This is a genomic window from Mesorhizobium sp. LCM 4576, assembly GCF_001854815.1.
GTDB classification, from domain to species: Bacteria; Pseudomonadota; Alphaproteobacteria; order Rhizobiales; family Rhizobiaceae; genus Mesorhizobium; species Mesorhizobium plurifarium.
Genome location: NZ_MDDT01000051.1, coordinates 31,974 through 58,613, shown reverse-complemented (window position 1 = coordinate 58,613; position 26,640 = coordinate 31,974). Strand labels below are relative to the sequence as shown.

Below are 26,640 nucleotides of genomic sequence, written 5' to 3'. Positions count from 1 at the left end.
CAAAGCGATGGTGATGGTGCCGGTCGAAGATCGGAAACATCAGCCGGATCAGCGGCGTGCCGGTGTCGCGCTCCAGATACTTGCCATAGGAATTGCCGATCAACAGGTCCACGGGCTCGGTGAAGAGCAGCGATCGCATCGCCCACAGGTCCTTGCCCGCCCAGACCTGAGCCTCCTTGCCGAAGGGCGAGGATGCAAGCAGCTCCTTCATCTCGTCTTCCCACGCCTTCGTGCCGTTGGTGGCGAGGCAGTGAGTCGGCTCGCCGCCTGTCTCCATGATAAAGCGGGCCATGGCGTGAACAAAGTCCGGGTCGCCGTAGAGTGCGTATTTCCTGCCGTGCAGCCAGGATTGGCTGTCCGCCATGGCGTCAACAAGTCGGCCACGCTCCAGTCGGATTGCCTCGGGGATTTCCTTGCCGGAGATCGCGGAGACCTCCACCAGGAATTCGTCGGTCGCCTGGACACCCAGCGGGTAATGGAACGAGGCTGTGGCCTGGCCGACCTCCTCGCAATATTCCAGCGTCTTTCGGGTGTTGTAATGCTGTAGCGAAAGTGTCGCCTCGGCGTTGAGTGCATTCTTCACGTCTTGGATTTTCGTGCCGCCGTCATACATGCGGTATTCACCGTCCGATGGTGTGTCGAACTGGTCGGAGGCATCTTGGATGAACGTGTAGGACACGCCCATCAGATCGAGCAGGCGTTTGAGTTCCCGGTTGTTGCCAACGCAAAAGCCGTCGAAGCCCGGAATGATGTTGATCGTTCCTAGGGCTTCCGTTCGCTCCTGGCCTTTCCAGAAGTGCTCCAAAATGCCCTTGACCGTAACATCATAGCCGTCGACGTGGCTGCCGACGAAGGCCGGCGTGTGCGCGAAGGGCACGTCGAAGTCGCGCGGGACCGAGCCTTCTTCCTTGGYGTTCTCGATGAAGCTGTGCAGGTCGTCGCCAATGACCTCGGCCATACAAGTCGTCGATACGGCGATCATTTTCGGGTCATAGAGTTTATACGTGTTGGCGAGCCCGTCGACCATGTTCTTCAAGCCGCCGAACACTGCCGCGTCCTCGGTCATTGAGGAAGAAACCGCCGAAGCAGGTTCCTTGAAATGGCGCGACAGGTGCGAGCGGTAGTAGGCCACGCAACCCTGACTACCGTGCACGAAGGGCATGGTTCGCTCGAAGCCCGTGGCCGCGAACACCGCGCCGAGCGGCTGGCAGGCCTTGGCGGGGTTGATGACAAGCGCTTCGCGAGCGAAGTTTTTTTCCCGGTATTCCCAGGTCTCGGTGAACTCGCGTTGATCGGTAACGACCTGATCCTGGTGCGGACATTCGAAATTCAGCTTCTTCTCGGCCAGCATCTGCCTGTATTCCGGCTCGCGGAAGAGGGGCGCATGGTCGAGAATTTTTTCGGCCGACTGCGGCATGGTGGTTACCTCTTTTTTCTATCTGACCGCGCCATACGGCGGGACAGGAACATCAAACGTTTCTGGTCTTCCGCGGATCACGGGGTCGCGGGGTTTATTGTCTCCTGGGGAGACCAGCCTAGGGGCCCTTCATTTATTCGGCAGCCATCGCCCGCCCACGGCTCGGACGTCTTTTCCAAGGCGCCTCGAATAGGCCCCAGACCGGGTTGTTGATGGCAAGATCCACATCACGGGCGAAAACGGCAAAGCCGTCATAGCCATGATAGGGCCCCGAATAATCCCAGGAGTGCATCTGACGGAACGGTATGCCCATCTTTTGCACCGGGTATTTTTCCTTGATCCCCGAGCCTACGAGATTAGGGCGAACCCCCTCGATGAACTTCTCCAACTCATAACCGGTCACGTCGTCATAGATCAGCGTGCCGTTCTTCACGTAGTGGGCGGTGCGTTGATAATCGTCGTTGTGGCCGAACTCGTAACCTGTTCCGACGATCACCATGCCGAGGTCCTCGTATGCTGTGATGACGTGGCGGGGGCGCAGGCCGCCGACATACAGCATCACCGTATTGCCTTCGAGGCGCGGTCGGTATTTGGCGATTACCTCGTCGACCAAGGGGCGGTACTTGGCGATCACCTTTTCGGTCTTCTCCTCGATTTCCGGCCCAAAATGCTTGGCAATCTTGCGCAGGGAGGCTTCGATCTGGGAGGGACCGAAGAAATTGTACTCCATCCAAGCGATGCCATACTTTTCCTCCATGTGCCGACAGATGTAGTTCATAGACCTGTAGCAATGGATGAGATTGAGCTTGGCCTTCGGCGCGCGCTCTATCTCGGCGAGCGTGGTGTCGCCCGACCAGTTGCCGACCACGCGCAGGCCGATCTCCTCGAGCAGGATTCGCGAAGCCCAGGCGTCGCCGCCGATATTGTAGTCGCCGACCACGTTGACGTCGTACGGGCCACCCTCGAACTCGATCGCCCTCTTCTCGAACACCCAGTCGCGGATCGCATCATTGGCGATGTGGTGGCCGAGCGATTGCGAGACGCCGCGGAAGCCCTCGCAGCGCACCGGCACGATCGTCTTTTCGATCTCCTTGGCCTTCTTGCGCGAGACAGCGTCGGTGTCGTCGCCTATGAGGCCGATCGGGCACTCGGACTGCACTGTGATGCCCTTGTTCAACGGAAAAAGTTCTTCAATCTCGTCGATGATCTGTTCCAGCTTTTTGTCGCCGCCGAAAACAATGTCTTTCTCCTGGAAATCGGAGGTGAACTGCATTGTCCCGAACGTGTCGATGCCGGTTGTGCCGACGTAGTAGTTGCGGCGCTGCGACCAGGAGTATTGCCCGCAGCCGACGGGGCCGTGCGAGATATGGACCATGTCCTTGACCGGGCCCCACACCACGCCTTTTGAGCCGGCATAGGCGCAGCCGCGAATGGTCATCACGCCGGGAATGGACTTGATATTCGATTTGACGTCACATTCGGAAAGGACCTCCCCTTCCTCGCCGGCCTCGTCCCCGCTCTTTGCGACATTGAGGTGCTTCTTGCGGCGCTTCGCCGTCTTGTCGGGATATTGCGACAACACCTCCTCGATAAGCTTCGCATGGAGAGCACCGTCATTTTCGTATTCCAGGCTCATGGGACCCCTTTCAAGGTTCGTGTGACGCCTCATCGGCGAGGCGCCGTTATTCCAAAGGCGCGCTTGGTCAAGGCCGCACCTCAAGTCGACAACGCTCGTTACAGTGCGGCCGCCTTCGGCGTTTCCTTGGCTTGGAGTTCGGCAAGCATCTGCTCGTCTGTCTTCATGATGCCGAAGTCGAGCAGCATGTCCTCGAGCTCCTCCATGGTGATCGGGGTCGGGATGGTGCCCTGGCGCGAATTGGCATGGATCTTCTCTGCCAGCGCACGGTATTCTCCGGCCTGCTTCGAGTCCGGCGCATACTGGATCACCGACATCTTCCTGAGCTCGGCGTGCTGGACGATATTGTCGCGTGGCACGAAATGGATGAGCTTGGAATTGAGCTTGGAAGCCAGTGCTTCGGCGAGATCGAGCTCGCGGTCGGTTTGGCGCTCGTTGCAGATCAGGCCGCCGAGCCGCACGCCGCCTGAATGGGYGTATTTCAAAATGCCCTTGGCGATGTTGTTGGCGGCATAGAGCGCCATCATTTCGCCGGACATGACGATGTAGATTTCCTGGGCCTTGTTCTCGCGGATCGGCATTGCAAAACCGCCGCACACCACGTCCCCGAGGACGTCGTAGGAAACATAGTCGACATCATCGTAGGCGCCGTTCTCCTCGAGGAAGTTGATTGAGGTGATGACGCCGCGGCCGGCGCAGCCTACACCCGGCTCGGGGCCGCCCGACTCCACGCACTTGATGCCTTTGTAGCCGATCTTGAGCACGTCCTCGAGTTCGAGATCTTCCACCGAACCTTCCTTTGCAGCAAGGTGCAGCACGGTATCCTGCGCCTTCGAGTTCAGGATCAGGCGGGTGGAGTCGGCCTTGGGATCGCAGCCGACGATGAGTATCCTCTGCCCAAGATCGACAAGGGCGGCGAGCGTATTTTGGGAGGTGGTGGACTTGCCGATGCCGCCCTTGCCGTAAARGGCGATCTGACGCAGACCTGACATGTAGCTTTCCTTCCTTCGTTCCATTCATCGCGGCTGCCCGCGATATGAATGCCGGTCGGCAGCTTTCGCCGCCTCGTAACGCAAGGCTCAAAACTCATGCCAATTTTATTGACCGATCGAAGAAAGTTTTTTGTTCTTCCTTTTCAGTTATTTGACCTGAGCAAAATAAGCGAATGGCTAACCAAGACTGTGTCGCCAACCTGACAAGACCAACGAAACATGTCGGACAGCGTTAAAGATGACAGCCATACCTCACGCCGGGGCCGAAAGACACAAACGCTGTCGTCCACCCTCGTGAGTGGCACGCCTCCCCGGCCAAATTGCGCCGCCAGAACTTCAATGCTGGATGACGCACGTGTCTTCTGGCAATAGTCGAGAACGCCACGGTTGCTGTCGTCGATCTGGCGGAAGTGAACCTTTAGTCAAGGTGCGCCCAGATATCGTCCATTGAATGCACCGTGATGGCGACGCGACTGGTTGAGCGTCACCTGTCGGCACGGGTCGGCTGCCGCGTCTCGATCTTCATATCTCTGTGTCTTGTGGGATAACGTCATGGCCGGCCCGATTGCGGGCTCTTTTGTGGCAGGCCGATGTTTGTCTTGCATTGCGGGATGATATTGTGCGTTGCAATATCTGACGCGGAAGCTACTATGAGGGTGTCGGCCATCAACTCTCTAGATGCGATGCCGATCTTGAATGCGGYGCACCCCCTCTAGCGCCGTTTTCGAATCGGGCCCGTTGCCACCTCCTCCCGGCAGCGGGCCTTTTCTCCCAAGGCTGCCTCTTGGGCAAGCATGGTGCCGTGACCCTCAGGATTCTGGAGCGTCCGGAGTGGTTGGAAGATAGCCATCGCGATCCGAGAACGAAACGCGGGGTAGTGAAATACCGAACGAGCARCATTCTGYCATTTCAGCTGRCCAAAGACGAATGGCGAGCCCGTCTGCCCGCATTGCGGCCTTCTCGGCTGCTACGCGCTCCGCAGGCGCGCTTGCAGGTGCTCCGGCTGACGCCGCGAGTTCTTACCGACATGCCGAAAAGAGCGCAGAGTTCGTTGACATAAACGAACTTAGTCCGGGCCTTTCCCATTCGGCTACGCGCGGACGAAGCTGCGCTTCGGTTCAGCATAAGTATCGTCTCCGTTCCACCACCTCTCCCTTCTCGCGGTACAGCCCCTGCCCTTGGTAGAGCTTCCGACATTTTCGTCCACCTTCTGACACAAGAAGGTTCGTCGAGTCGTCACTTGGAAACGCCTTGTATGTTTCCCGAGCATTAGCTGCCTGAGATGTCACAAGTTCAGCCCGATGAGATCGCCGTCTTATAAGGCTTTCCTCCATGGCGACCCCGAAAGCATGGTCCTTCTACTCAAGGTAAAGATCGCTTCCATCCCTGCTGCAAGTCAGATGGCACGGCATTTGCGACAGCTCATTAGAACCATCGAACCACAAACAAAGCGACGAGCGAGCGAACCATTGGTGACTCCGTACAAGCGCTTGAGGCGACGGTGACTATTGCGGATAAACATCGGGAGGTTACCCCCTCCAGACGTCAGTGCTCGCTAGCTTTTCTGCGCAGGTCTGGTCGGAGGCCGACATCCAACAGCGCGGCGTGCTCCCAATTGCTGCTTGCCGGTCCTCATCAGCATGCGAATGCCGAAGCACCGCATCGAAGGGTCACCCCAACCGACCTCGGCGCGCCACTGGCAACCATCTACAATGCGCAGAACCACTTTCGTGAAGCSAGACTCTTGYGCGACCTCAACGTTGYGGCGCCACACGGCTATTTCGAGATTGACACTGTCGATCGCCACCACTTTCTTTTCGACGACAAGCCGCCAGTCATCGAAATCCCTTGCGGCGCCATTTGCCCTAAAGGGGTTGCTCGATCTGCGCAAATCGCCGATATCGATCCAGCCATTCGGATGACGAAGAGGGTGGGCCAAGGCCTTCCCGTACCACCGGATGGAAGAGCGATTTGGAAGCCGCGAAGGCCTTCATCTCATGTCCGGCATGCCTGCCGAGTCGACGTTGCGTCGGCCCAAACCGAGAAGCCATGCCAGTTTTCTTCTAAAAGGAGCAACTTGATGACCATCACGAAGAAGGTTCCCTTCGTTACCTTTCGCACGCGTGTTCGCGACGAATCCATCGAGGGGCCGAATCCATACCGCTGGCAAGACAAGACATCCGACGACTATTTCGATGGCAAGCGCGTCATCCTGTTCTCGCTGCCTGGCGCCTTCACCCCGACCTGCTCGACCTACCAACTGCCCAATTTTGAAAAGCTCTATGATGAGTTCAAGAAGGAAGGAATTGACGCAATCTACTGCATCTCCGTCAACGATGCCTTCGTCATGAATGCGTGGGGCAAGTCCTTGGGGCTGCAGAAGGTCGAGCTTATCCCGGACGGCTCAGGCGAGTTCACGCGCAAAATGGGTATGCTGGTTGCCAAGGACAATCTCGGCTTCGGAATGCGCTCCTGGCGCTACGCCGCCCTGATCGACGACGGAGCGGTGGAGCAGTGGTTCGAGGAAGAAGGATTCTCCGACAACTGCGAGAGCGATCCCTATGCCGTCTCATCGCCACAGAACGTTCTTGAAACACTGCAGGCCGCCGCATGATCAAGTGAGCGTCTGACAATCCATTAACGCACGGCCAAGAGCCTCCTCGATCGGAGTTTCGCGCTCAACATGCTGTCCTCGGCAAGGCTGCTTCAACGCCAGAAGCAATCTATGGTGGCATCGCCTCAGCTCATTGAGTCGATTCGCCTGTTGCAACTGGCGCGCGCCGAACTGCATCAATTCGTGGAGCAGGAACTCGAGAAAAATCCGCTTTTGGAGCCAGCTTCAAACGACGGTGAGGCTCTTGGCGACGTGCCGGTTTCAGCAGACCAACCCACCGGCGCACGCGAAAAAGACATGGATAGGTCGACGAGCGCGGCGGCCACAGAGCGACTGGGGGAATGGAAATCGCTGCGCAACACGACGAACACCCCTGCGGATAATCGCCCTGCCCTGGACGAGTTCGCCGCCTGCACCGAAACATTGCACGACCGTGTCGCTGGTCAGATCGCGCTCACTGCATTCACACCACAGGAGCGGCTGATTGCCAGCGAGCTCGCAGCCCATCTGGAAGATACGGGCTATCTTCGGGTGGACCTTGTGGAACTGGCCGGCAAACTGAACGCCCGCGAGACGGATGTGGAACGGGTTCTCGCAACCTTGCAGCAGTTTGATCCACCGGGAATTTTTGCTCGCACTCTCAGCGAATGTCTCGAGATCCAGTTGCGTCAGCGAGACCGGTTCGACCCGGCAATGGCCGCCTTGGTTGCCAACCTTGAGATGGTTGCCAGACGCGATTTCCAGGCGTTGAAGCAGCATTGCTGCGTTGATGAAGAAGACCTTCTCGAGATGTTGCATGAAATCCGTGCGCTCGATCCCAAGCCTGGCAACCGATTCCAATCCGGAGCGCCGGAATCCATCATACCCGACGTCTGGGTCACGCCCTCGCCCGGAGGTGGATGGCAGATCGAACTTGATCCGGACGCATTGCCCAAGGTTTTGATCAACCAAACCTATTTCGCCGAAATCTCGCGACACGCCGTCCAGAATCCGAAAGATCAAGCGTTTCTGAACGAATGCCTGCAAAACGCGAATTGGTTAATCCGCAGCCTGGATCAGCGTGCCAAGACGATTCTAAAAGTTGCGACTGAAATCGTGCGCCAACAGGATGCCTTTTTCCAACATGGCGTGGCTCATCTGCGGCCTCTCAATCTCAGGACTGTCGCTGAGGCGATCAACGTGCATGAATCGACGGTGAGCCGGGTGACCTCGAACAAGTATATGCTTACCCCACGCGGGGTGTTCGAACTGAAGTATTTTTTCACCGTCGCGATTGCCTCCTGCCAGGGCGGTGACGCGCACTCCGCCGAAGCTGTCCGGCATCGGATCAAAGCGATAATTGCTCAAGAATCGCCCGGTGACGTGCTTTCCGACGACGACATCGCCGTCCGGCTGAAGGAAACCGGCATCAATGTAGCGCGCCGCACCGTCACAAAATATCGCGAGGCGATGAACATCCCCTCCTCCGTGGGACGGCGCCGGGAAAAGCGGCTATGGCTCATTGGCGATCAAGATTGAAGCAGGYGTCTGGCCTCTTCCTGGCGTCTATTAGCCGCCCTCTCGGATTATGCGGTCACGGCGCCGGCCGGGGTGTCGTCGCGACGCTCGGCGGCAAGGTTGGATAGGTTACGTTCGGCTGGTCCCCGGTGAGCGCCTGTAGGAAAACGGTGATCTTGTCGACTTCCTCAGGGCTCAGCTGCGTACCAAGCTGGGTCGTCCCCATCACCGCCACGGCTTGCTCTAGATCCCATGCATGGCCGCTGTGAAAGTAGGGGGCGGTGAGTGCGACGTTCCTTAAAGTAGGGACCTTGAAGACATAGTCATCATCGACCTTCCGTGTCACCTCAACGCGTCCCTTGTCGTCAGGCGGCAGGAACTCCCAGCCGGGCTTTTCGACCACCCCAAAAGGAGCGTACATGCTCCCACCGATGTTGATGCCGTTGTGGCAAGACGAGCATCCTTTGTCGACGAAAAGYCTGAGCCCCTCCTTCTGTTCAGTGGTGAGTGCGTTTTCGTTACCCTCGAGATACTTGTCGAAGGGTGCGTTGGGCGTGATCAGCGTCGCCTCGAACACGGCGATGGCTCTCGCGATGTTGTCATATCTGAGGGGGTCGATTTCATCAGGGAAGGCTTTGCCGAACGCCTCAACGTACCCGGGAATGCCCTTGAGCTCTTCGACGGCGTGCCCGKGAGTGGTCCCYATCTCCGTCGGATTGGAGATCGGGYCGCCGGCCTGCTCCATCAGATCCGCTGCCCGTCCGTCCCAAAACTGAGCGATGTTGAACACCGCGTTGAATACAGTTGGCGCATTGCGGCCGCCGCGCTGCCAGTTATGGCCAATAGAGGTGGAGCGGCCATCGCCGCCAGCACGGCCGATTTGATGACAGGTGTTGCAGCTGATGTTGTGAGCTTGCGAGAGCCGCGGTTCGAAATAGAGCATCTTGCCCAACTCGAGCTTCTCTAAGGTCGCCGGATTGCCGTCCAGGTATGCAGTACGCTTGGGAATAGGGCTAAACAGCGATCTCGCAACGTCCAGCAGGTTCTCCTGCCCCATGGCTGTGGAGGCAAGCAGGCAGCCTGTGAGTGCAGCAAATGGAAAGGCCGATCCCGCTGCCAAGCGGAAGAAGGAGACAATAAATGTCTTCACGAAGCCCATCGAYGTAAGTGTCCACTATTGCTTTGATGAAACTTTCTAGGAATTCAAACGAACTACCGCAGCGCCCGGACCGCGTCTTCGCAACTATTGGAAGTCATTCCTGAATTACATGAATGCCCAAGACGTCGAGCGATTTAGCAAGCGCGGCCTGGCTCTAACGAGACTGCTATCATCCCAGCCGTTCACAACACGCGCGGAGTGGATATCACCCTCTTCCGGGCGGAAGTAAGCATCGAAGTCCCTAAAGTCTTGACAGGCGTGCGCCGGAAGATGGGTTGCKAGCAAGCGGCTGATCTCGTGACGATCGAAAAGGCCGAGGTCTTGCCGGAGACAGTCTGTGTGCATGGCGCGGTGCGCAATGGTTTTGGCGAACGAAGTGCTGAGGGGTGGCCCGGCCGGGGCTGACCAAAGATTGAGTCTCTTTCCGGTCGTATCATCCTTTTCCTCCATTTGGGTTTTGCGAGCGGTCGCGTTTCTTGCCTGCGGTGATCACATCGAATGGAAGACAACAAGGATCATGCCATTTCAGGCCAACCGAGATTTTTCTCAAATTTGCAGCGGTTACGCTCGAAGAGCCTGTCTCGGTCGAGCTACAGTTGTCGCCAATCTGACAGAATCGATAGCGGAAAAGTCGGGAGTTTGTGCGGCCACCGGCGCTCCTGATCACGGCGGGCGCGGGTGTCTATTCATCAGCCACGTCGAACGCCAAGTCTGCTGGCTGGGGCTGCGGAGTTGTCGATTGCAGCGGAGGACGGGAGCGCTGCCGCAATACCGCCTCGGCTTCGTCTTCAAAGCCCTCCCGGGCAATTTTATCTGGACTTCGCCTGCGAAATCGAAGCGGTCTTCGAGACCGCGCAGACCTTCCAAGAAACCCCTGCGATAGAGTTCGCGCTCAGTCGAGCCTAGCGATCTGGTCGCGCAGCTCAAGCAGCCAGGCAGCCGCTGTGACGCGATCGGCCGCGATTGCACAGGACCAGCCGGCGATCACTTTAGCCGTAGCAGGACTTGCTACGAAAGGATTGCCGGCGTCCTTGTCGCCTCCGAGTTAGCTTCGGCTGTGCGCAGAGCTATGTCGGATTTGAAGGCCTTACAGGTTTGGCCGGTCAATTCCACCCTATGGCGCATCGACCTTTGCACCCACTACCTGGATTTGCGTGCCGCCCTCGCCGACTTCCTTTCGGAATTGCTGGCAGCCTTGTGGCCGAGACCGCTCGACTTCGCCAGCGCCGACCGTTGTGCCGCATAGTTCGGCGCCACCATGGGGTAGTCGGGCTTCAATCCCCATTTCTCGCGATATTCGTTGGGCGTCAGGCCGTAGTGGACGTTGAGATGCCGCTTAAGCGATTTGAATTTCTTGCCGTCCTCCAGGCAGATGATGTAGTCGGGAAACACCGACCGCTTCGGATTAACCGCAGGCGCTTGGGCTGGCTTCTCTGGCTCGACCGCTTGCCCAAGATTCGACAATGACGAATTCACGCTTGCGATAAGCTCTGGCAGTGACGCGGGGGGAACTGCGTTTTTGCTGACATAGGCAGATACAATATCTGCCGTAAGTTCAATCAACAGGCCTTGGCTATTTGCGGTGCCCTCGGGCATTCAATTACTCCTATTGCGTGACAACACGGGAACTCTTTTACCGGCTTTGTCGAGGAAGGCCAGCATGATTTGCTTATATCGGCGTTAGTCGACCATTCTCGCTATCGCAGCAGAAGAGTCATAGGATACTTAAATGAACCGATAAACCTGCATTGTGYAGCAGCCGACCAGTTTGGCAATTCCTGCTGGGCCGAGGCCGTCGGCAAGCAGTGCCATGATAATCTCTGTCAAGCCGCTGTTTGCCACCTTATAGGTGCTGTTACGTTGTTCGATTCCGTTGCGCCCGCGTTCCATGATGAACCGCAGCCTCAATTTGAACGACCATGCCAAGGATGGTGAGCACGATGTGAACCATATCGGCCCTCGTTAAAAGAGAGGATCGAGCACCGCGACAAACGCGCCTTTCTCATATGCTTATGCGCAGTGAATGGCTCACCGCCGTGCGTTCAACAAAAAGGGTTGGGCCGTCTCAAGCAGCTACACGAATGCTTTGGACCTCCAGACCTTTCTTGCCCTGCGCGCACTCGACAAAAACCTTTTGTCCGTCCACGAGATCGCTGACGCCACAGCGGGCCAATGTTGAGGCGTGGACGAATACGTCCTTTCCGCCAGCTTCAGGGGCRATGAAGCCAAAGCCTTTCTCGGCGTTATACCATTTGACGGTGCCGGCGCTTTCCGACGCGGATGTCGAAGTGTTGGCCGTCTCCTGTGCGATCTCCAGGACTTGCGCGACCTGATGGCCTTTTCGCGTCTCTTCCAAGGTGACCTTAAGCCGCGCTCCCTCTGGGACACTGCTTCTTCCAACCGCTTCCAATGCCCGAATATGGAGGTAGGCGTCCCTTCCGTCCGAGATTCTGACGAAGCCAAAACCTTTGCTTGCATTGAACCACTTGACCTCTGCGTCTACCGGCTTGGTCGTCGCAGGTGACATTTGATGAAAGAAGCTTGGGACGGCTTCCTCTTCTGGAAAAGGAAACGGGCCGTCGTCATCTCGACGCCGACGGGGCTTGCGGTAATCCTTATATCTGCTCATGTCATCTCAGGGGAAACAAATGGTGCTGGCCACCAAAAAGGTTGGCAAGATGGGCGGTCTTTGAGTCTTCGGTACGTGTCAGCTCTTCAAAAGGGCCATCCATCTTTGATTAGCGACAAGCCAGAATTGTCAGCCGGGCAGCAGGGCGCGGTCCTCTCATCCAGGCTCTGCAGAACGCTCTCACTTGCTTTAGGCCTGGCTTTCTAACCACTGGATATCCTTCTTTGCAATATCGTCGCGAATGCGTCGCCACGTCGCTTCTATTCCGGGACCGATCCGCCGCGGTTGAGACGCGTTCCGCTCGGTTATTGGGAGTGCCRCTCTTCGCCCGACCGCATCATTGCTACAGTCCTCCGTCACCCGGTCAACCCCTGTTGGAGGTCTGATCTCGCCCTGATCGAGCGTAGGCATTTTTCGGGATGTCCGCGCCCCCCTAGCTCGTCTATGGACTTCGGGTGAGAAAACATAGGTCTCGTGAGGGGGGCCAACCGGCCGCGGAGCATGTGTTTTCAACATTAACGTATGCTCACGAAATGATGGTATTGCCGGCGCGCAGGCCGAAAGCTCGGATCTCGAGCAACAGGTCCGCGTCGAAGCCGACCTCGATGCTGTCGTGAACCTCGAAATCTCCTTCGCCCTCGAACAGTGTTACGCATCGATCTGGGTCGCACTGTCGAGATGTCCAAAGCAGGCCGTCAACGTCCTCTCTGGCGCCGTGAATCRCTTGAGCCCAAAGAACAGTCTGACCGTAGGTTGATTTCGGCGTTTCGATGATCGCCGCGGCTTATGCCCCACGCCTTGAGATCCGGCGCGAACAGGCCGGCAACGAGCAGATCGCGCTTCGGTGCTATGCGGCTTACTCTGCGCGATTCGATGACGTCGAGGCGGGCTTTCTTGAAGACGGCGTGGTCTTGATGTCGTGAAAAATCGACTCGAAAGCCGCTGCCTCCCGCGATGTCGCCGCGTAGAGCGTCGGGACGCATGTGCCTGCGGAATCTTGAAAAGGAGCAAACCGCGTCGGCTGGCCAATGCATGGGTTGAACTGTGCCGGCCGGAAACTGGAGCCGCGCGTCCGATGTAGGACGCTACCTTTCGTGACCTTTTGGGTGTTGATGCTCGGAAAGGGAAAGGGCGGCGGGCGCACRCTTGACACGCTCACCCAACCACCTCTTCGCCCTCTCGTTCAGCGGCTGCGATGATGGACTGCGGATCGTCGAGCATATCGGCGGGTGCCTTGTCGGCCAGCCAGCCGTTCGTCGACATGAACCAGAAGGCACGTTGCCACGCAGACAGCCGGGGAGGAAGTGCCCCGAGCGCCTTCTTGATCGTGGGGTGCGGCCGCCCCTCGCGGAACTGGAAAGCCGGGAAATACTCCTTGCCGCGGTGCTGGACCGAGAAGATGTTGCCGGCCTTTTTCCAGCGCGCTGCGGTCGCATAGGGGTTCTTGGTCTTCAGGCCCGCCTGTGCTCCGATCTCGGCGCTCGTGAGCTGGGGGACCTCCGAGACGAATCGATCACGCAGCTCGAGGTTGTCCAAGGCCAGTGCTCCACGCGCGTCGGCGAGTTCATCGGGCAGGAGGACCTCCGCGAGCTTGCCGATCGTCGACTCGAGGCGTGTTTCGTCAAGCGTGGCACTCACGCGGACAACTATTTCAAGGAAGGAGCGCACCGCGCTTCGGCGTCCTTCGTCTAAGTCGGGCTTGAGTTGAAGCACGACGGAATGCCGATGTCAGCGGCCGCGGCAGCGAGATCCACGAATCCTGTCGAGGTCGCAGTTGCTGGCGCCGCCACGGCCGGCGCTGTCTCTTGAAGCGCGCGACGGATCGCCCCGACAAGAAGCTCGCGATCGTCGGAGACGGAGCGGCTGGGGCGCTCCTGCGCCCTAGCGCCGCCCGACGTGCGCCGTCCGGCGATCGGCGCAGGCGGCCGGTCAAACATGAGGAAAGATGAGAAGAGAGCGTCGGACATAACATCACGTGAGATTGAGGGGCCGAATCTAGCCAGTGACGGTAATAACTCGCGCGGCTGACGCCAGCGAGCCAGCACATTCGATCGATGTTGAATTCGCCTTGCGACAGGCCGGCCGTCATCTTTTCGATGACTTTGAAGATCCCGTCTCGCCAGGAGCGCTGCTCCGGCGCTGATCTTCCTCGAAATGCCGCAAGGCTTCGCGAAAAGAAATCGAGATCGAGCTGCTGTTGCCCGACTTTCTGCTCTAATTCCCTGATCCGGCGCCCGGCCGTGGTCGGAGCCTTTTCCTGAGACGCCGGCGGATCGACTGCGCTCTGCAATGGCAAGTCCCCGTCAACTCCTCCCGCCACTCTCGCCGGCCGGCCGCGCCGACGTGACTTCAGGTTACCACGAAGCCTGAGGCGCCCGTTGAAGCTCTCGACGAAGGCATTCTGCATGGGCTTACCCGGCGCGATATAGTGCCATTCGACGCCGGTCTGCTGGCACCAGCGCAGGACCGCCATGGGGGTCAGCTCTGTGCCGTTGTCCGAAATGATCATGGCGGGCCGCCCGCGCCAGCGCATGATGGTGTCGAGCTCGCGCACAACGCGCAGGCCCGACAGCGAGGTGTCGGYGATCAGCGCCAGACACTCCCGCGTATAGTCGTCGACCACGGCGAGCACCCGGAAGCGACGGCCGTCGGTGAAGGTGTCGGAGACGAAGTCCAGGCTCCAGCGGGAGTTGGCGCAATCCGGAACGAGCATCGGTCTKCGTGTGCCCAGCGCTCCCTTGCGGCCGCCACGCTTGCGGACCTGGAGCTTCTCCTCCCGGTAAAGCCGCCGCAGCTTCTTCTGGGTCATCACGATGCCCTGCCGGTCCAGCATGACGTGGATCCCCTGCGGTAACCGAACCGCCGGCGCTCTGCCGCCACAGCCTTCATCGCCTCGCGCAACGTAGCGTCGTCCGGACGGATGGCGGTGTAGCGCACGGTCGAACGATCGATCCTCAGGGCGGCACGCCCGACGCTGGCTCACCCCATACGCCTTGCAGGCATGAGCCACCGCCTTCCGGTTCGCATCGGGCGTCACCATTTTTTTGCGGCAACATCCTTCAGGATCGCGTTGTCGAGCATCTCCTCGGCCAGGAGCTTCTTCAGCCGGGCGTTCTCATCTTCCAGAGCCTTCAGGCGACGGGCGTCGGACACCTCCATCCCGCCGCCTTGAACTTGTAGAAGGTCGCTGCCGAGATGCCATGCTTGCGGCAGACATCAGCCGTCTTCGCGCCCGCCTCCTGCTCCTTCAGCATCCCGATGATCTACTCTTCCGTGAACCGTGATGGTCGCATCGTCCGTCTCCGTGATCGACGGACTCTACCCAAATCTGGAGGAAGTTCAGGGTCTCAGGTCACACCCCATCCTCAGAACGGACACTGCGGCTCATCGGACCGAGGCAGTTACGCGGTCGGTGAACTCGGAACCGAAGGTCTGTCTGTCCGCATAGAGACGCGCCCACTTACAACCTGAATCTCGAAACATACATGCAGCGGATGGTGGGGCATTTCTCAGCAGAAACCAAGAGCATCCTGGCCGGAGAGACGCTTTTCGTAGAAGATCACGGCGTATCCGTGCAACTTCCCCTCCCCGCGACGAATATAGCCGGCCGTCTCATAGAGTCTTTGAGCGCCTACTTGGATCGTTGTCGTCTCGARCACTATGCATTTGAATCCGAGAGCAACGGCTCGCGATTCCAACTCGCTAACAATCCTTCTTCCAAGCCCCCGTCGTTGAAAGGCGGGATCGACCCGTATACGCTTGAGTTCTGCGATTTCATCRCCGACAGGTTGCAATCCGCCCATAGCTGCGAACTGGGGACCAATATGCGCAACTACGAAGTCTCCGCCAGATTCGATATATGCTTCTCCGATATTGCGTAAATCATCCTCCCACGTCCCTTCCGRACCATACACACCAACAGCCTCAGATGCACTCCTATGCAGGTGCCATACATTATCGACATCCTCACGTTCAAACCTACGAAAGATCACGTCGTCTTGAAACATCGACCTCACCTATTGGACGCCTGCGAGGCTGGYATYGYGCTCACCCAGACGATTGTGCCTGTTAGCTTTGATCCGCCGCCGTTAACAGCCGCTGTGAAAGCACAGCGTCCATGCTTTCCCACGCCTCAACTCCGGCGATGGGGCGACCGGGTTCAATCGTATATTTCAAAGCCGACTTTCGGTGCATCCGGGTGAACCGGTCCAGCGCATCGACACAGGACGCGTACAGCTCTCGGATTTGAGTGCTTTTCCGCTCTATCACGGGCGAGACGGTTGCTATTTTAGGAAAGGCCGCTTTCCCTCTAAGCCAGCCTGGCTGGGCGCCCGTGCTGCTCTTATCTGGAGACAACCAGTCAAAGACCGCACCAATACATCCTCGCGGGTAGTATTCCGACAGCCGATAAACATCCCTATAGAATTGCGGTTTTTTGCGGAAGATTTCTTCACCGATGAGTAGTACAGAAACCGCGACAACGCGGGCCGAGAATCGGCCACTTGGCGCCAGCCTATTCTTGTAAGGGTTTTTTCCGTAGAACTCGCGAAATTCGCCAAATAGATCGGGCGACATATGATCATGAAAGCGCGTCAGAATGTAATTCGCCGACTCCAGGCGCTCTAGGCACAGTGTAAGACACCAGCGCGCATCCGCCCCGACCTGGTCACGCAACTCAAGCAGGGTGTCCACTGCGAATTGCAAATCTCTCTCAATGAGTTGATGACCCAGGCAAAAATCTCGCTCCTCGACGCCAGCTGAGTCGAGGCAATATACGCGCGGATCGCTCTCCACCGGATTGGTAAGGATCATATCTTCATAGGAAAGAACATCTATGCTAGGCTCCCGCTCGCAACTTAAGGCGGCAATGCGCCTCAGCCGCTCTCCCACCGTTAACTCGGCATCGTAATGGTTAAGTCCCGCAAATGCAGACATCTGGTAAACAATATTGAGGAGATATTGGATATCTGTCTTGGCTACCCCAAACTCCGACTGTGTCAGATTCAGCAGGTGCGCCTCATGGTCCCCTGCCGCTAGCATGGCGTTGATGYTACGCCCAAGCGCCTTGACAGCTTCAGCTCGCTGTTCACTATTTTTGATCTCCGCGATACGGTGCGGGAGTTGGTCGGCGACAAAATCGCTAATAATCCCAAGCGGGCGTATTCGCAGGCGGCGATCGATGCGATCCGCTAGGTGAGAAAATATCCCGCGCACGGCCCGCTGATCTGGCGAGGCCGCGGAATAACTTGGCACGTTCATTTCTTCAGGACTCCTTTGGTGTTTCCTGGGAAGTCAAGCGCGACGGAGTTGCACTCAGCTTGGAAGTTTCATTTGAACTCTGGCGTAGGGACCGCGAGGACCGTGCGGGTCCTTTTCGGTTTGCAACCGGTATGCCAACACAGGTTTTTTGCGGACCTTGCTTGAAAGACAGGAAAACATGGGCAGGCGTGGCCCCCACCGGCGGAAATACTCGCAGCCTGAGCGTCGGCTTTCGAACAACCGCGTCTGCGACCGCACGCGGCTGAACTGTAAAACATTCGTCGAATACGTGGGAATGGACGCAATCGTCTGCTCTACAGATCACGCCTAAGGCGAATGGGGATCGGGGAGGCGCCGCATGGCGAGATCGACGGCCGTTAGGAAGATTGAACAGAAGGCTGGTCAGAGGGGGGCACGCGCATGCCTTCCGTCGCAATCTATGGGGACAGCGGCATGGGCAAGACACGATCATGAAGCGCTTCCGGGACGAGCACCCGCCGAGCTTTAGCCCCATAACCGGCACGCTGAGGACTCCGGTCCTCGCGATGGAAATGACCAGCCGACCCGGTGAGCGCCGGTTCTACGCTGAACTCCTCACCCTTCTCGGYGCGCCACAGCGCCCACGCGCCGACGTCGCCMAAATGGAACAGGCCGCTTTGCGGATCATGGAGGCCATTGGCGTACAGGTGCTGGTCATCGACGAGGTGCGCAACATCCTCGCCTGAACCTATCGCGAGCAGCGCATCGTTCTGAACACGCTACGCTTCCTCAGCAACCGCCTGCAGGTCTCGCTGGTCTGCTTCGGTGTCAACGAGGCGCGGGAGGCCATCAGCGGCGACGTCCAGCTTGCGCGCCGGTTCGAGCAGTTCACTCTGAGCCGATGGGCTGCCAACGAACAGTTCGAAACGGTGGGGCAGGAATTCAAACCCGTGCTCTTCATCGATATCGACGGGCGTAGTGATTTCCGCCATTACCTCTTCGTGATTGTATCCCTTCTGCGAAGGATCAATGGAAAGGTTAATGCCTGTCTTCTGGTCTTTGAAAAGGGTCAGGCGTCGATCAAGAGTGAGATCGAGGCTGGTCGAGCTGTAGAAGGAGATGTCAGGGGCGGGATCCACTATGATCGCCTCGTTTTGCAAGGCGATTTGAATTTCCCTGTCGGTTAGTATCATCCCGCCCCTCCATGGCTATTCTACTGAGGCCTGTGGCACCCAAACTCTCCACGATCCATTGATGGTTTCGCGAGGAAGCTCAACAAGCAGGTTCGAATCGAGACTATTTATTGGGTAGCCAATCTCTAGTTTATTGTCCTTAAGTKAGCGTTGATTCACAACCAAATGTTCGGYGCCGGTAGTGGTGTCCACAGAAACCACTACCTCGCTAGGGTGCGTCGCTGGCCCTATGTGCCTGACCCGAACCTTCATTAGTTGACCTCCTCAGCTAGGCTGTTTGATTTTGAACCCAAGTTGAGCTAGCGCGGCTGATTTGCCTGTCCATCGCACTTGTTTTCAACAGTTTCCTTGCTCCAGCTTGCATCGGAACAAAGCACGAACAGGGTGCCAGTTTTTGACCGGCTGGTCGAACACGTTTTGTTCCAAGTGTCAAAGGCCGGGGGTTAACAGCCCGTTAACCCAATGCGAAACGGCCTACCTTGTGGAGGGCAGGCAGTTCTTGGGTTCTACGTTTTCAGCGTGTTTTCTGTGGGGTTGCCTAATCTCTCTAAGAGACTACACGTGACCCGAATTGGTGCCAGGGACAAGCCCAATGCCCGCTCGCTGGGTTTACCAAACATATAATCGACCCGACCTCCGAAACAAGAGGTCTCCACTCGAGCCAAGTCGACCCCCGCGCACCTCGATCAGACGATGAACATCCCTCCTCCCGTGTACGTCGTCGGGAAAAGCGTCTACGGCTCGATGGCGATCAAGATTGGCCGCGTTCTCCCACTGACGAAAGCGGCTCTTAATCCAATGCGATTTCATTTTTGATTCGTGCGAGGCGATTTTCGCCTTCCTCCGGACCGAAGCAGCTTGCGAAATCATTGCATTCCCGGCAACTGGGCGCGGTGCATAGCGAAAACCCTTCGGCCTCACAAAGCTTGCGGTAAAAGTACTTCTTCCATTTCATGTTTTGGGTGTTACCGGCCGCCAGGGTCGGAAAATGCGTGGCAAGCAGGCGACTGAGCTCGGCGCGATTGAAAAGTCCAAGGTCCTGCCAGAGATGGTCATTGCGCATGGCGCGCCGGGCGATGATCTTGGCAAACCGGACGCTTGCCGGGTCGCCCGGCAAGGCATGGGCCAGGAGCAGCTCGCGCAAAAGTTCTTCCTCCGGGTCCGRCTCGGGCTCGCCCACCTCTTCCAGGGCGAAAGCCTTGAAGGGGAAAGTGGGGAAGCTGCGGGCCAGGACATCGCGCAGCTCGGCGCGCGAAAGACCGGTTGCCTCCGTCGCCGTCGCCTCGCCGGCCTCGACTTCCTCGAGCGCACACGAAAGCACGCAGGCAAGCACATGCTGATCAAACTCCAGCTTCAACCGCGGCGATTGGCGAGCGCAAAGGCGGYCACAGTGGTGGGCGAGCATGGGTTTCATTCTCCTGGTTTTGTCCCATCAACCTCCCTTATGAGCGAGCGACTTGTTGACTGCCGGGATGATCTTGTCYCCCCAGAGCTCGATCTGGCGCAGCATCGTCTTTTGGTCGAAATCCCCCAACTGGGTCTGAATTGCGATCTGGTTGGGTTTTAAGATATCGATCTCTTCCAGTAGGCGATCGATCACGCGATTCACGCTGCCGATCGGCAGGTTTCGGCGCATCGTGGCGAATGACATATCTTGCTGCGTTGGCGTTTCTTTTAGCAGATAGCCATCCAGGCTCTGCTGGCGGCGCTGATGCAATGCTTCAGACAGCCGGCGCTGGAAGCGGGCGTTGTCGAGATAGCTATTGATCTCTGCCTCRTCCTCGCTGGCATAGCAGCAACGTAGCAAAGATATCTTGGCGTCCGTGACATTCTTGCCTTCGACAGCCGCCGCCTTCTCGATGGCTTCGCGCAGCGTGCTCAAAGCCTCCAAGCCGTTGTGGAATGCCGTCACAAAAAGATTGTGTCCCTCACGATAGGATCGGCCCATGCGGGCCGTCCCACAGGCGATCCAGATCGGCGGGGTCGGCTTCTGGACAGTGCGCAGCGAAATCGCCGTCGGGGGAATGTTCTCATACTGGCCGTCGTGCTCGAAGATGTTCTGGTTGAGGCCCTTCAGAAGGATGTCCAAATATTCCGAAAAGACCGCCGGCGCCTCATCGATATTGACGCCGAAGCGCTCGAACTCGAATTGCTGGTATCCCGAGCCGATGCCAAGCTCGAGGCGGCCGTTCGCAACAATGTCGGCGAACCCGATCTCGGAAAGCAGGCGCTGCGGTTGATAGAGCGGCAGCACGCACACGGCAGTGCCAAGGCGAATGGTACTCGTCACGCCGGCGCAGTGCGCCACCATCATCAAGGGCGAGGGAACAAGGCTATAATTGTTGAAGTGGTGCTCCGCGAACCACGCCGTATCGAAGCCGGCCTGTTCCGAAACGACCACCTGTTCGATGGAGTTGCGGATCACGCTCTCGCAAGACTGATGATAACCACGCTGGGCCGCCAGGATGAAGGATGCGAATTCCATGGTGTTTCCTTGTCTGTGGAGGGAGTGGGCACGGTCGGKAGTTGCGCTAAGTACCCACCCAAGGCTTGGCCGCGGCCTCGATCTTGCCCTTGGCGGCGGCGTGGTCATGCGGCAAGGCTTTCGGCGGTTGCAGGCGCACCGAGCGGTTGGAACTGCTTCGACAGCGATGAGGACCGACGTTTCGTCTCGCCGAGGACGACATCTTCGGTCACAGCGGCGCGAGCGCGGCRCCCAAGCGGACCCAGAAGCCTTGGTCGAACTCGGCTTCGATGAGCCGCGGCCGGTCGCCTGGCGAATAGTCGAGACTCAACATGCGGCCTCCGCAAAATACTCGTTATCGAGTTCGCAGGCGTTTCCTGCATCACCGAACGAGGTCCAGCCGCCGTCCACGTAAAGGATGGAGCCGTTGACGTATGAGGCGGCGGACGAAGCCAGGAAGAACGCTGCGTCAGCGACGTCTTTCGGCTGTCCCAGCCTGCCCATCGGGATGCGTCGTGCGATCGTTTTCATGTCGATGCGGCCGACCTTCGCCAACTGAGCAATGCCCGGCGTGCAAATGAAGCCAGGAGCGACTGTGGCCGTCCGTATGCCGACCGGCCCGAGTTCGGCCGCCAGGCATCGGGTCAGAATGTCCAGCCCCGCCTGGGAGGCACCGTAGGCATGGCGCGGCGCGAAAGGCAGAAAGCTGTTGATCGATCCGATGTTGAGGATCACGCCGCCAGCGCGCATCGCCTTGATCGCTTCGCGAGCACAGGTGAAGGCCCCGGTAAGATTGACATCCAAGACGTGTTGGATGTGTTCCGGTATTTGTTCGATTCCCAACACCAAAGTGTCGGCGGCAGCAGCACCGTTGACGAGCACATCGATGCGCCCGAAGCGCGCCCGCAGCTCCTCGAATAGCGCTACCACCTCGCTCTCGACGGCCACATCCACGCCTTTGGCCGGGTTGTTGCCGCGGAGCCATGCAGCGAGTTCTGCCGCTGCAGCGCCATCTCTGTCAGCAATCACAACGGTATCGCCGTTTGCTGCAAAGCGGCGGACGACGGCCGCGCCTATGCCGTTCGCGCCGCCGGTGACGAGCACGATTCGCGCGTCGGTGCGTTCGGCCGGACAGCAGAGTTCGGCTTGGGGTATCCCATTCACCTGCGGGTGCGCATCCCCCGGCTGGTTGAACGACATCCAGCCTCCGTCGACCGCCAGCACTGAACCGGTGATGTAGCGTGCCTGCGAGCTGGTCAGAAAACGCACGGCGAGGGCGATCTCGTCCGGGCGCGCCAAACGCCCCAGCGGCACGCGGCGGCGCACGGCCGCTAGGTCCACGTTGCCCGCGCGTTCCAGCTCCGCCACCATCGGCGTGCGCACGTAGCCGGGCGCTACCGCCGTCACGCGAATGCCGCGAGAAGCCCACTCACATGCAAGCGACTTCGTCAACGAGATCAGGCCCGCCTTCGAGGCCGCGTAGGCATTGCGCTTGGGATTGCCTACGACACCCGCCATCGAAGCGACGTTGACGATGGCGCCGCCCCGCCTCATGCGCCTCGCCGCTTCGCGGGCCATGACGAACGGTCCAATCAAGTTTACCGCCAGGGCGAGGCGGAAGGCGTCGACACCAGTCTCGACGCTCGCAGCCATCGTGGGTCCCATCGCGGCGTTGTTGATGAGGACGCTGATCTGGGCGAACTGTGCTTCGATCCGACCGTAAAGCGCGAGCACATCCTCCTCCCGCGAGACGTCGCACTCGAGGCCGAGATGCGGGTGGCCGAGACGGAGGGCCAGTTCAACGACACCGCTGCCAGGAAGGTCTACCGCAACGACAGTGTCTCCATCCCTGGCAAAAATTTCGACCAGGGCACGCCCGATCCCACCCGCGGCGCCCGTAATGATGACAATACGTCCTGTCTGCATGTTGAGGACTTCTCCCGCGCTCCCTTGAGYGATTTCAGCCAATCAATTTTTGAGCGGCAAAGATGCGTCGCAGCGCGTCCTGGCGAAGGCCAGTTGCGGAACCGGAAAGACGACGCAGCGATGCGGCAGCGGTCCAACTTCCGATTAGGTCGCCGAGGCTGCTGCGGGACCGGCCAAGGACAGGAGCTTGCCTCGATGGTCGGCGCTGCCAGGTCCCGCAAATTTGTGGACACCGTGTCGTCGGCGGGCTCGTGGGAGAGATCCGATCGCTCACGGCGTCGCGGGCAGAAARGCAATGCAATTTGGCGCCCCTTCACCGGGCCGTCTTTCGCCGGGATCGCTGTAGCATCGCAAAGTTGTCAGGGCCTTCAGTCTCCTCGGCGGATGCGGCTGTATCGTTCGACGCCTCCGAAGGGTCATGGCGAGAAGGAATGCGACGCTTTCCGAACCTGTAGACCGGATCGTCCGGATGCGGTGCTCCAATCGGCCGGCGCGGGCCGAACCGTTCTGCCTCAACGCCCGCTGGTGGGAGCTGCTCCTCTATCCAATCGTAGACCACCGTCCGTTCGGCAATCCGCCACTCAGCTTCCCTCTTGTGAAACAGATCGCAGTAACGGCCGCACAGGAGCGTCTGGCGCACGTCTCCGTCTTGATCTGGTGCGCGTTGTAGCGCGGTGAAATAGCTCTCGACCGCAGCCTCTGACGAACTGATGAATTCGATCAGGATGTTGGTGATCTGGTGGATGTTGCGGGGTCCGGCCTTGAAGACGCCGAGTGCAAACTCGATGAACCCCTCTGCAGGACCGCAATAGGCCCCGTGATTGTCATGCGCATCGGGCCAGTACGCGCTGCGTAGCGCCGCTTCATCGGCGCGGTCGATCCCGCGGCAGTATCGATAGAGGCAGTCGCGGATCGCCTCACGGTCGATTAGTTGGGCAATTTTCGTCTGTTCCATCGGCTCTGCCACGGATTCTGTGATCGGAAGAGGTGTTTTGCGAACCGCACCTTGGCGTTTGCGCATTCTGCGGGGCATCTCGATGCCGCAGATGCCCCTGCGCAGTTGGACGAGGACGGTGGTAGAACGGAAGGCGCCTGGCTCGGGTCCCGTTTGGGCCGCTTGGGCGATCCCTTTCATGCCCGCCGTACTCTTGGTGGAATGAGTCAGGTTCAACTCGTGCTGCAGGGTTCCCGGTCGAGTTTAAGTGCACGTTCGGGACAGGATCGCGCGCCCCGCGATGCAGTCAGTTCCTCCCCTTCCGCAACTTCGATGTTACCGGGCAGGATGTAACCCGCGTCATCGAGCTTGAAGATGTGTGGCGCGTGCGCCGCGCATCGCGCGTGACCCTGGCATTTGGCATTTTGGACGATGATGBGCATGGCGCTGCCTCCATTGTCTTTGTACCTCGGCTCGGGGCGGGGCTTGGTCAGGACCAGTCTAGAATCAGATTTTCGATTCCGAACACATGGCCGCCAGAGGTGATGGGCGCCGTACCGTTCTTGATCCGGAAGGCGGGGATGCGCGCCAGCCACTCCTCCAGCCCAACGACGATCTCGCGTCGGGCAAGATGTGAGCCAAGGCAACGGTGGGGACCATAGCCAAAGGTGGCATGGCGGTTGTCCTCTCGTGCCAGATCGACCGTGTTGGGGCATTCGAATTCCGCCGGGTCGCGGTTGGCGATCATCGTGGCGCAGGAAACATAATCTCCCTTGCGGATCGGCGCGCCTTCGAAGTCGATATCTTTCGTTGCCACGCGGATCAACTGAACGGTCGGATAGGCGCGCAGCAATTCTTCAGCCGCGGCCACGATCCGGCCTGGTTCGCTGCGCAGCAATTCCTGATCCTTGAGGTTGCGCGCAAGATAGGCCAGGTCAAAGCCTATGGCTGCTGCAACAGTGTCGAGCCCGGCAACAAAGACAAGCACGCCGACGCCGCGTACTTCCTGTTTCGTCAGGCGGCGGCCCTCAACCTGTGCCTGCACGACGAACGTCATGAAATCGTCAAGCAGGTCATTGCGGCGGGCGGCTGCAAGTTCATCAATGAAGGATACGATCGTCCGGGCCGCGGCCGGCCGTTTCACATCGTCGCCGTGGAGCAGATCTCTCCCCCATCCGACAAATGTGTCGATTCGGTCATCCGGGAGCCCTAGGAGATGAAGGAAGATGTTTACCGTGAACGGAAATGCGAAATCCTTCATGACATCGCAGCTTGTGCCCGATGCGGCGATCCCCTCGATGAGCCTGATTGCCCGCTCACGGACAGCCGGCTCCAATGCCGCCACCCGCTTTGGCGAAAACAGCGGATTGAGCAATGAGCGAAAGGCGCCATGGGCCGGGGGATCGAGTTCAAGCGGGATCATCGGCCAGTTTTCACCCAGGGCGGAGGCAAAGATGCTGCGATGGCTGGAAAAAGTTTCGGTGTCCTGCAGCACCCGGCGCTGGTCGCTGGCGCGGGTGATCACCCAGGTGCCCCTGCCGTCGCGCGTGTTGAGGGGTGAATAAAAGATAGGCGGRCCGGAATGGACGCAAGCGACTGCCGCGTGGGGATCCCCGTTGGGAGTCGGTGACATGCCCGGCGAAGTGAACAGGCTAAAGTCCCTCACCATTTCGGGCGGGACATGATCTGGAACCGGATTTTCCATTTGGCCTCTTCTCCTGAACGCTGGGCGTTCATGCGCTAGATTGAGATTGCAGCCCGATCTCAAGGTCGATTGGCCAGCACCCGGTAAGTCCCAGCTCTAGCGTGTCGTTGCGCGATGCAACCAAACTGCGCACCAGCGCAAGAGATCGGTTGCGCATTCAAGCAGCAAAGGCTCCTGCTTGGTGCCGCGGTTCTAAAGCGTAACCCACTGGTTATCCCCTTGAAGTTGAGAGACTGGTCAATCGTCGCTGAGCTCCGTGACGCATTGCTGTTTGCGCCCCGAAATCATCTAAGCAAGTTGCGTGCCGGCTCGGCCGTATCGATGGTRCTGCACCGGTCTATGGCTCAGCCACCACTGGAACCGCCGCTCATAGGATGACCATATGTCTCCCGGCAAAACGTCCGACAACCGACACCTGCTGTCAGCTTTGTCGAATACCCGACACGGGGACTGCAGCACACTCTTTCTGGGGCTCTTCTGCCGATTTGTCATAATGTTGAGACTCTTTGGTCGCCGACGCGCCAGCATTGCGGTCGTCGCCGAGTACCGCAGCCATTCGGCTTTCTCACCTCGCAAACGACGGGAGGCCGGAGGCTTGATTGAGTGGCCGATCGAGGACGATTGGCCGTAGGTGTGGATATATGCGATCTGTCTGAAGGTGCGCCGCGGCGGMCGCATCGTCTCGGTTGCGGTGATTATCGCCGTYGGCGTCGCCACCGACCGCCAGGTGCTTGGCATGAGGTCGGCACCAGTGGCCAAGCCGACCTGGACCGAGCTCCTGCGCAAACTGACGAGCCGCGGCTTCCAAGACGTCAAGCTTGTCGTCCTCGACGTCCCTGGGAGCGTCTGCCGGCGGTCTCGAAGGTGCTCCAGCTACTTGGTAGCGCTGGCGGGCGGCGGGTACATTTCATGAAAGACTTACTGGCGCATCGGCAAGAGCGGCCGTCGCATGGTCTCGGCCTTCATCGCCACCAGCCCAGGAGACCGATCGTTGCCGTCCAGATCCGGCCAAAAATCCTCAAGCTCGTCATCATCGAGGAACGAGACTGAACATGACGTGCTTGCCGGCATGAGCTTCGTCAAAGAGCACCGCATCGAGATATCGGTCGAGCCGCTCAACGGCGAAATTGAATGGAGCACCGAGGTCGTCGGCATCTTCCCCAATGAGGCCATCATGCGCCTCGTCGGCGCCRCTGCTGCTTGAGCAGAACGATGGGCCATGCAAGGGCAAGATAG

Annotated in this window: 20 protein-coding genes and 3 pseudogenes; 6 read left to right on the top strand and 17 right to left on the bottom strand. The window is 58.8% G+C overall.

Annotated elements, in window-relative coordinates; translation table 11 throughout:
• The 3 genes from nifK to nifH all read right to left on the bottom strand — a co-directional run.
• A partial coding sequence (nifK, locus tag LCM4576_RS25260) for a nitrogenase molybdenum-iron protein subunit beta (RefSeq protein ID WP_071035237.1) occupies nt 1-1,417 on the bottom strand: 1,417 nt, incomplete at its 3' end.
• A gap of 133 nt (nt 1,418-1,550) precedes the next feature.
• Nucleotides 1,551-3,053: a nitrogenase molybdenum-iron protein alpha chain gene (gene nifD, locus LCM4576_RS25255; RefSeq protein WP_071035236.1), complete on the bottom strand. Its 1,503-nt coding sequence runs from the start codon at nt 3,051-3,053 to the stop codon at nt 1,551-1,553.
• A gap of 98 nt (nt 3,054-3,151) precedes the next feature.
• Complete coding sequence (gene nifH, locus LCM4576_RS25250) at nt 3,152-4,045, bottom strand: nitrogenase iron protein (RefSeq protein WP_071035245.1); 894 nt, start codon at nt 4,043-4,045, stop codon at nt 3,152-3,154.
• A gap of 2,080 nt (nt 4,046-6,125) precedes the next feature.
• On the opposite strand from nifH, the gene LCM4576_RS25245 reads away from it, so the two are divergent.
• On the top strand, nt 6,126-6,659 hold the full coding sequence (locus tag LCM4576_RS25245) for a peroxiredoxin (RefSeq protein ID WP_071034764.1): 534 nt from the start codon (nt 6,126-6,128) through the stop codon (nt 6,657-6,659).
• Between the two features lie 69 nt (nt 6,660-6,728).
• Nucleotides 6,729-8,177: an RNA polymerase factor sigma-54 gene (gene rpoN, locus LCM4576_RS25240; protein WP_071035235.1), complete on the top strand. Its 1,449-nt coding sequence runs from the start codon at nt 6,729-6,731 to the stop codon at nt 8,175-8,177.
• Nucleotides 8,178-8,232: 55 nt separating this feature from the next.
• On the opposite strand, the gene LCM4576_RS25235 is transcribed toward rpoN, so the two are convergent.
• From LCM4576_RS25235 to LCM4576_RS37570, 4 genes and pseudogenes are all read right to left on the bottom strand, one after another.
• Nucleotides 8,233-9,315: a cytochrome-c peroxidase gene (locus LCM4576_RS25235; protein ID WP_083361520.1), complete on the bottom strand. Its 1,083-nt coding sequence runs from the start codon at nt 9,313-9,315 to the stop codon at nt 8,233-8,235.
• A 105-nt stretch (nt 9,316-9,420) separates the two neighbouring features.
• Nucleotides 9,421-9,768 (bottom strand): annotated as a pseudogene (locus LCM4576_RS25230) (nitrogen fixation protein NifQ); the annotation flags it as partial.
• Between the two features lie 687 nt (nt 9,769-10,455).
• Nucleotides 10,456-10,911, bottom strand: a complete 456-nt coding sequence (locus LCM4576_RS25225; protein WP_040971450.1) for a MucR family transcriptional regulator — start codon at nt 10,909-10,911, stop codon at nt 10,456-10,458.
• Between the two features lie 469 nt (nt 10,912-11,380).
• A complete protein-coding gene (locus LCM4576_RS37570) occupies nt 11,381-11,944 on the bottom strand; it encodes a cold-shock protein (RefSeq protein WP_082044344.1) in 564 nt (187 codons plus the stop codon).
• A gap of 770 nt (nt 11,945-12,714) precedes the next feature.
• On the opposite strand from LCM4576_RS37570, the gene LCM4576_RS37355 reads away from it, so the two are divergent.
• Nucleotides 12,715-12,867, top strand: coding sequence for a hypothetical protein (locus tag LCM4576_RS37355; RefSeq protein WP_244510917.1), 153 nt, complete (start codon nt 12,715-12,717; stop codon nt 12,865-12,867).
• A gap of 232 nt (nt 12,868-13,099) precedes the next feature.
• On the opposite strand, the gene LCM4576_RS36015 is transcribed toward LCM4576_RS37355, so the two are convergent.
• The 4 genes and pseudogenes from LCM4576_RS36015 to LCM4576_RS25190 form a co-directional block, all read right to left on the bottom strand.
• Complete coding sequence (locus LCM4576_RS36015; protein WP_108703021.1) at nt 13,100-13,582, bottom strand: hypothetical protein; 483 nt, start codon at nt 13,580-13,582, stop codon at nt 13,100-13,102.
• A 727-nt stretch (nt 13,583-14,309) separates the two neighbouring features.
• Nucleotides 14,310-15,198, bottom strand: a pseudogene (locus LCM4576_RS37350) (IS3 family transposase); the annotation flags it as partial.
• Between the two features lie 255 nt (nt 15,199-15,453).
• Nucleotides 15,454-15,747, bottom strand: coding sequence for a GNAT family N-acetyltransferase (locus LCM4576_RS37810; protein ID WP_407067402.1), 294 nt, complete (start codon nt 15,745-15,747; stop codon nt 15,454-15,456).
• Nucleotides 15,748-16,012: 265 nt separating this feature from the next.
• A complete protein-coding gene (locus LCM4576_RS25190; RefSeq protein WP_244510916.1) occupies nt 16,013-17,203 on the bottom strand; it encodes a hypothetical protein in 1,191 nt (396 codons plus the stop codon).
• A 470-nt stretch (nt 17,204-17,673) separates the two neighbouring features.
• Here LCM4576_RS25190 and LCM4576_RS37345 point away from each other — a divergent pair.
• Nucleotides 17,674-18,369 (top strand): annotated as a pseudogene (locus LCM4576_RS37345) (TniB family NTP-binding protein).
• A 796-nt stretch (nt 18,370-19,165) separates the two neighbouring features.
• On the opposite strand, the gene LCM4576_RS25175 reads toward LCM4576_RS37345, so the two are convergent.
• The 6 genes from LCM4576_RS25175 to LCM4576_RS25155 form a co-directional block, all read right to left on the bottom strand.
• A complete protein-coding gene (locus tag LCM4576_RS25175) occupies nt 19,166-19,780 on the bottom strand; it encodes a nitrogen fixation protein NifQ (RefSeq protein ID WP_071035231.1) in 615 nt (204 codons plus the stop codon).
• Between the two features lie 27 nt (nt 19,781-19,807).
• On the bottom strand, nt 19,808-20,860 hold the full coding sequence (locus LCM4576_RS25170) for an LLM class flavin-dependent oxidoreductase (protein ID WP_071035230.1): 1,053 nt from the start codon (nt 20,858-20,860) through the stop codon (nt 19,808-19,810).
• 306 nt (nt 20,861-21,166) lie between these two features.
• Nucleotides 21,167-22,765: an SDR family oxidoreductase gene (locus LCM4576_RS25165; RefSeq protein ID WP_071035229.1), complete on the bottom strand. Its 1,599-nt coding sequence runs from the start codon at nt 22,763-22,765 to the stop codon at nt 21,167-21,169.
• A 313-nt stretch (nt 22,766-23,078) separates the two neighbouring features.
• Nucleotides 23,079-23,720 (bottom strand): nuclear transport factor 2 family protein, encoded by a 642-nt coding sequence (locus tag LCM4576_RS25160; protein WP_040971493.1) that lies wholly within the window; start codon nt 23,718-23,720, stop codon nt 23,079-23,081.
• 212 nt (nt 23,721-23,932) lie between these two features.
• A complete protein-coding gene (locus tag LCM4576_RS35220; protein ID WP_083361518.1) occupies nt 23,933-24,142 on the bottom strand; it encodes a ferredoxin in 210 nt (69 codons plus the stop codon).
• A 47-nt stretch (nt 24,143-24,189) separates the two neighbouring features.
• Nucleotides 24,190-25,368 (bottom strand): cytochrome P450, encoded by a 1,179-nt coding sequence (locus LCM4576_RS25155; protein ID WP_198540311.1) that lies wholly within the window; start codon nt 25,366-25,368, stop codon nt 24,190-24,192.
• Between the two features lie 667 nt (nt 25,369-26,035).
• Here LCM4576_RS25155 and LCM4576_RS37805 point away from each other — a divergent pair.
• Nucleotides 26,036-26,317, top strand: coding sequence for a transposase (locus LCM4576_RS37805; protein WP_052459196.1), 282 nt, complete (start codon nt 26,036-26,038; stop codon nt 26,315-26,317).
• Between the two features lie 156 nt (nt 26,318-26,473).
• Nucleotides 26,474-26,608 carry a transposase gene (locus LCM4576_RS37340; protein WP_244510915.1) on the top strand — a complete coding sequence of 45 codons (135 nt, stop codon included), beginning with the start codon at nt 26,474-26,476 and terminating at the stop codon, nt 26,606-26,608.
• Nucleotides 26,609-26,640 lie beyond the last annotated feature (32 nt).

Excerpts from the sequence above, each read along its gene's own strand:
- nifD (WP_071035236.1), bottom strand. The coding sequence starts at position 3,053 with ATGAGCCTGGAATACGAAAATGACGGTGCTCTCCATGCGAAGCTTATC.
- LCM4576_RS25245 (WP_071034764.1), top strand. The coding sequence starts at position 6,126 with ATGACCATCACGAAGAAGGTTCCCTTCGTTACCTTTCGCACGCGTGTT.
- LCM4576_RS37355 (WP_244510917.1), top strand. The coding sequence starts at position 12,715 with ATGATCGCCGCGGCTTATGCCCCACGCCTTGAGATCCGGCGCGAACAG.
- rpoN (WP_071035235.1), top strand. The coding sequence starts at position 6,729 with ATGCTGTCCTCGGCAAGGCTGCTTCAACGCCAGAAGCAATCTATGGTG.
- LCM4576_RS25225 (WP_040971450.1), bottom strand. The coding sequence starts at position 10,911 with ATGCCCGAGGGCACCGCAAATAGCCAAGGCCTGTTGATTGAACTTACG.
- LCM4576_RS25165 (WP_071035229.1), bottom strand. The coding sequence starts at position 22,765 with ATGCAGACAGGACGTATTGTCATCATTACGGGCGCCGCGGGTGGGATC.
- LCM4576_RS25160 (WP_040971493.1), bottom strand. The coding sequence starts at position 23,720 with ATGGAACAGACGAAAATTGCCCAACTAATCGACCGTGAGGCGATCCGC.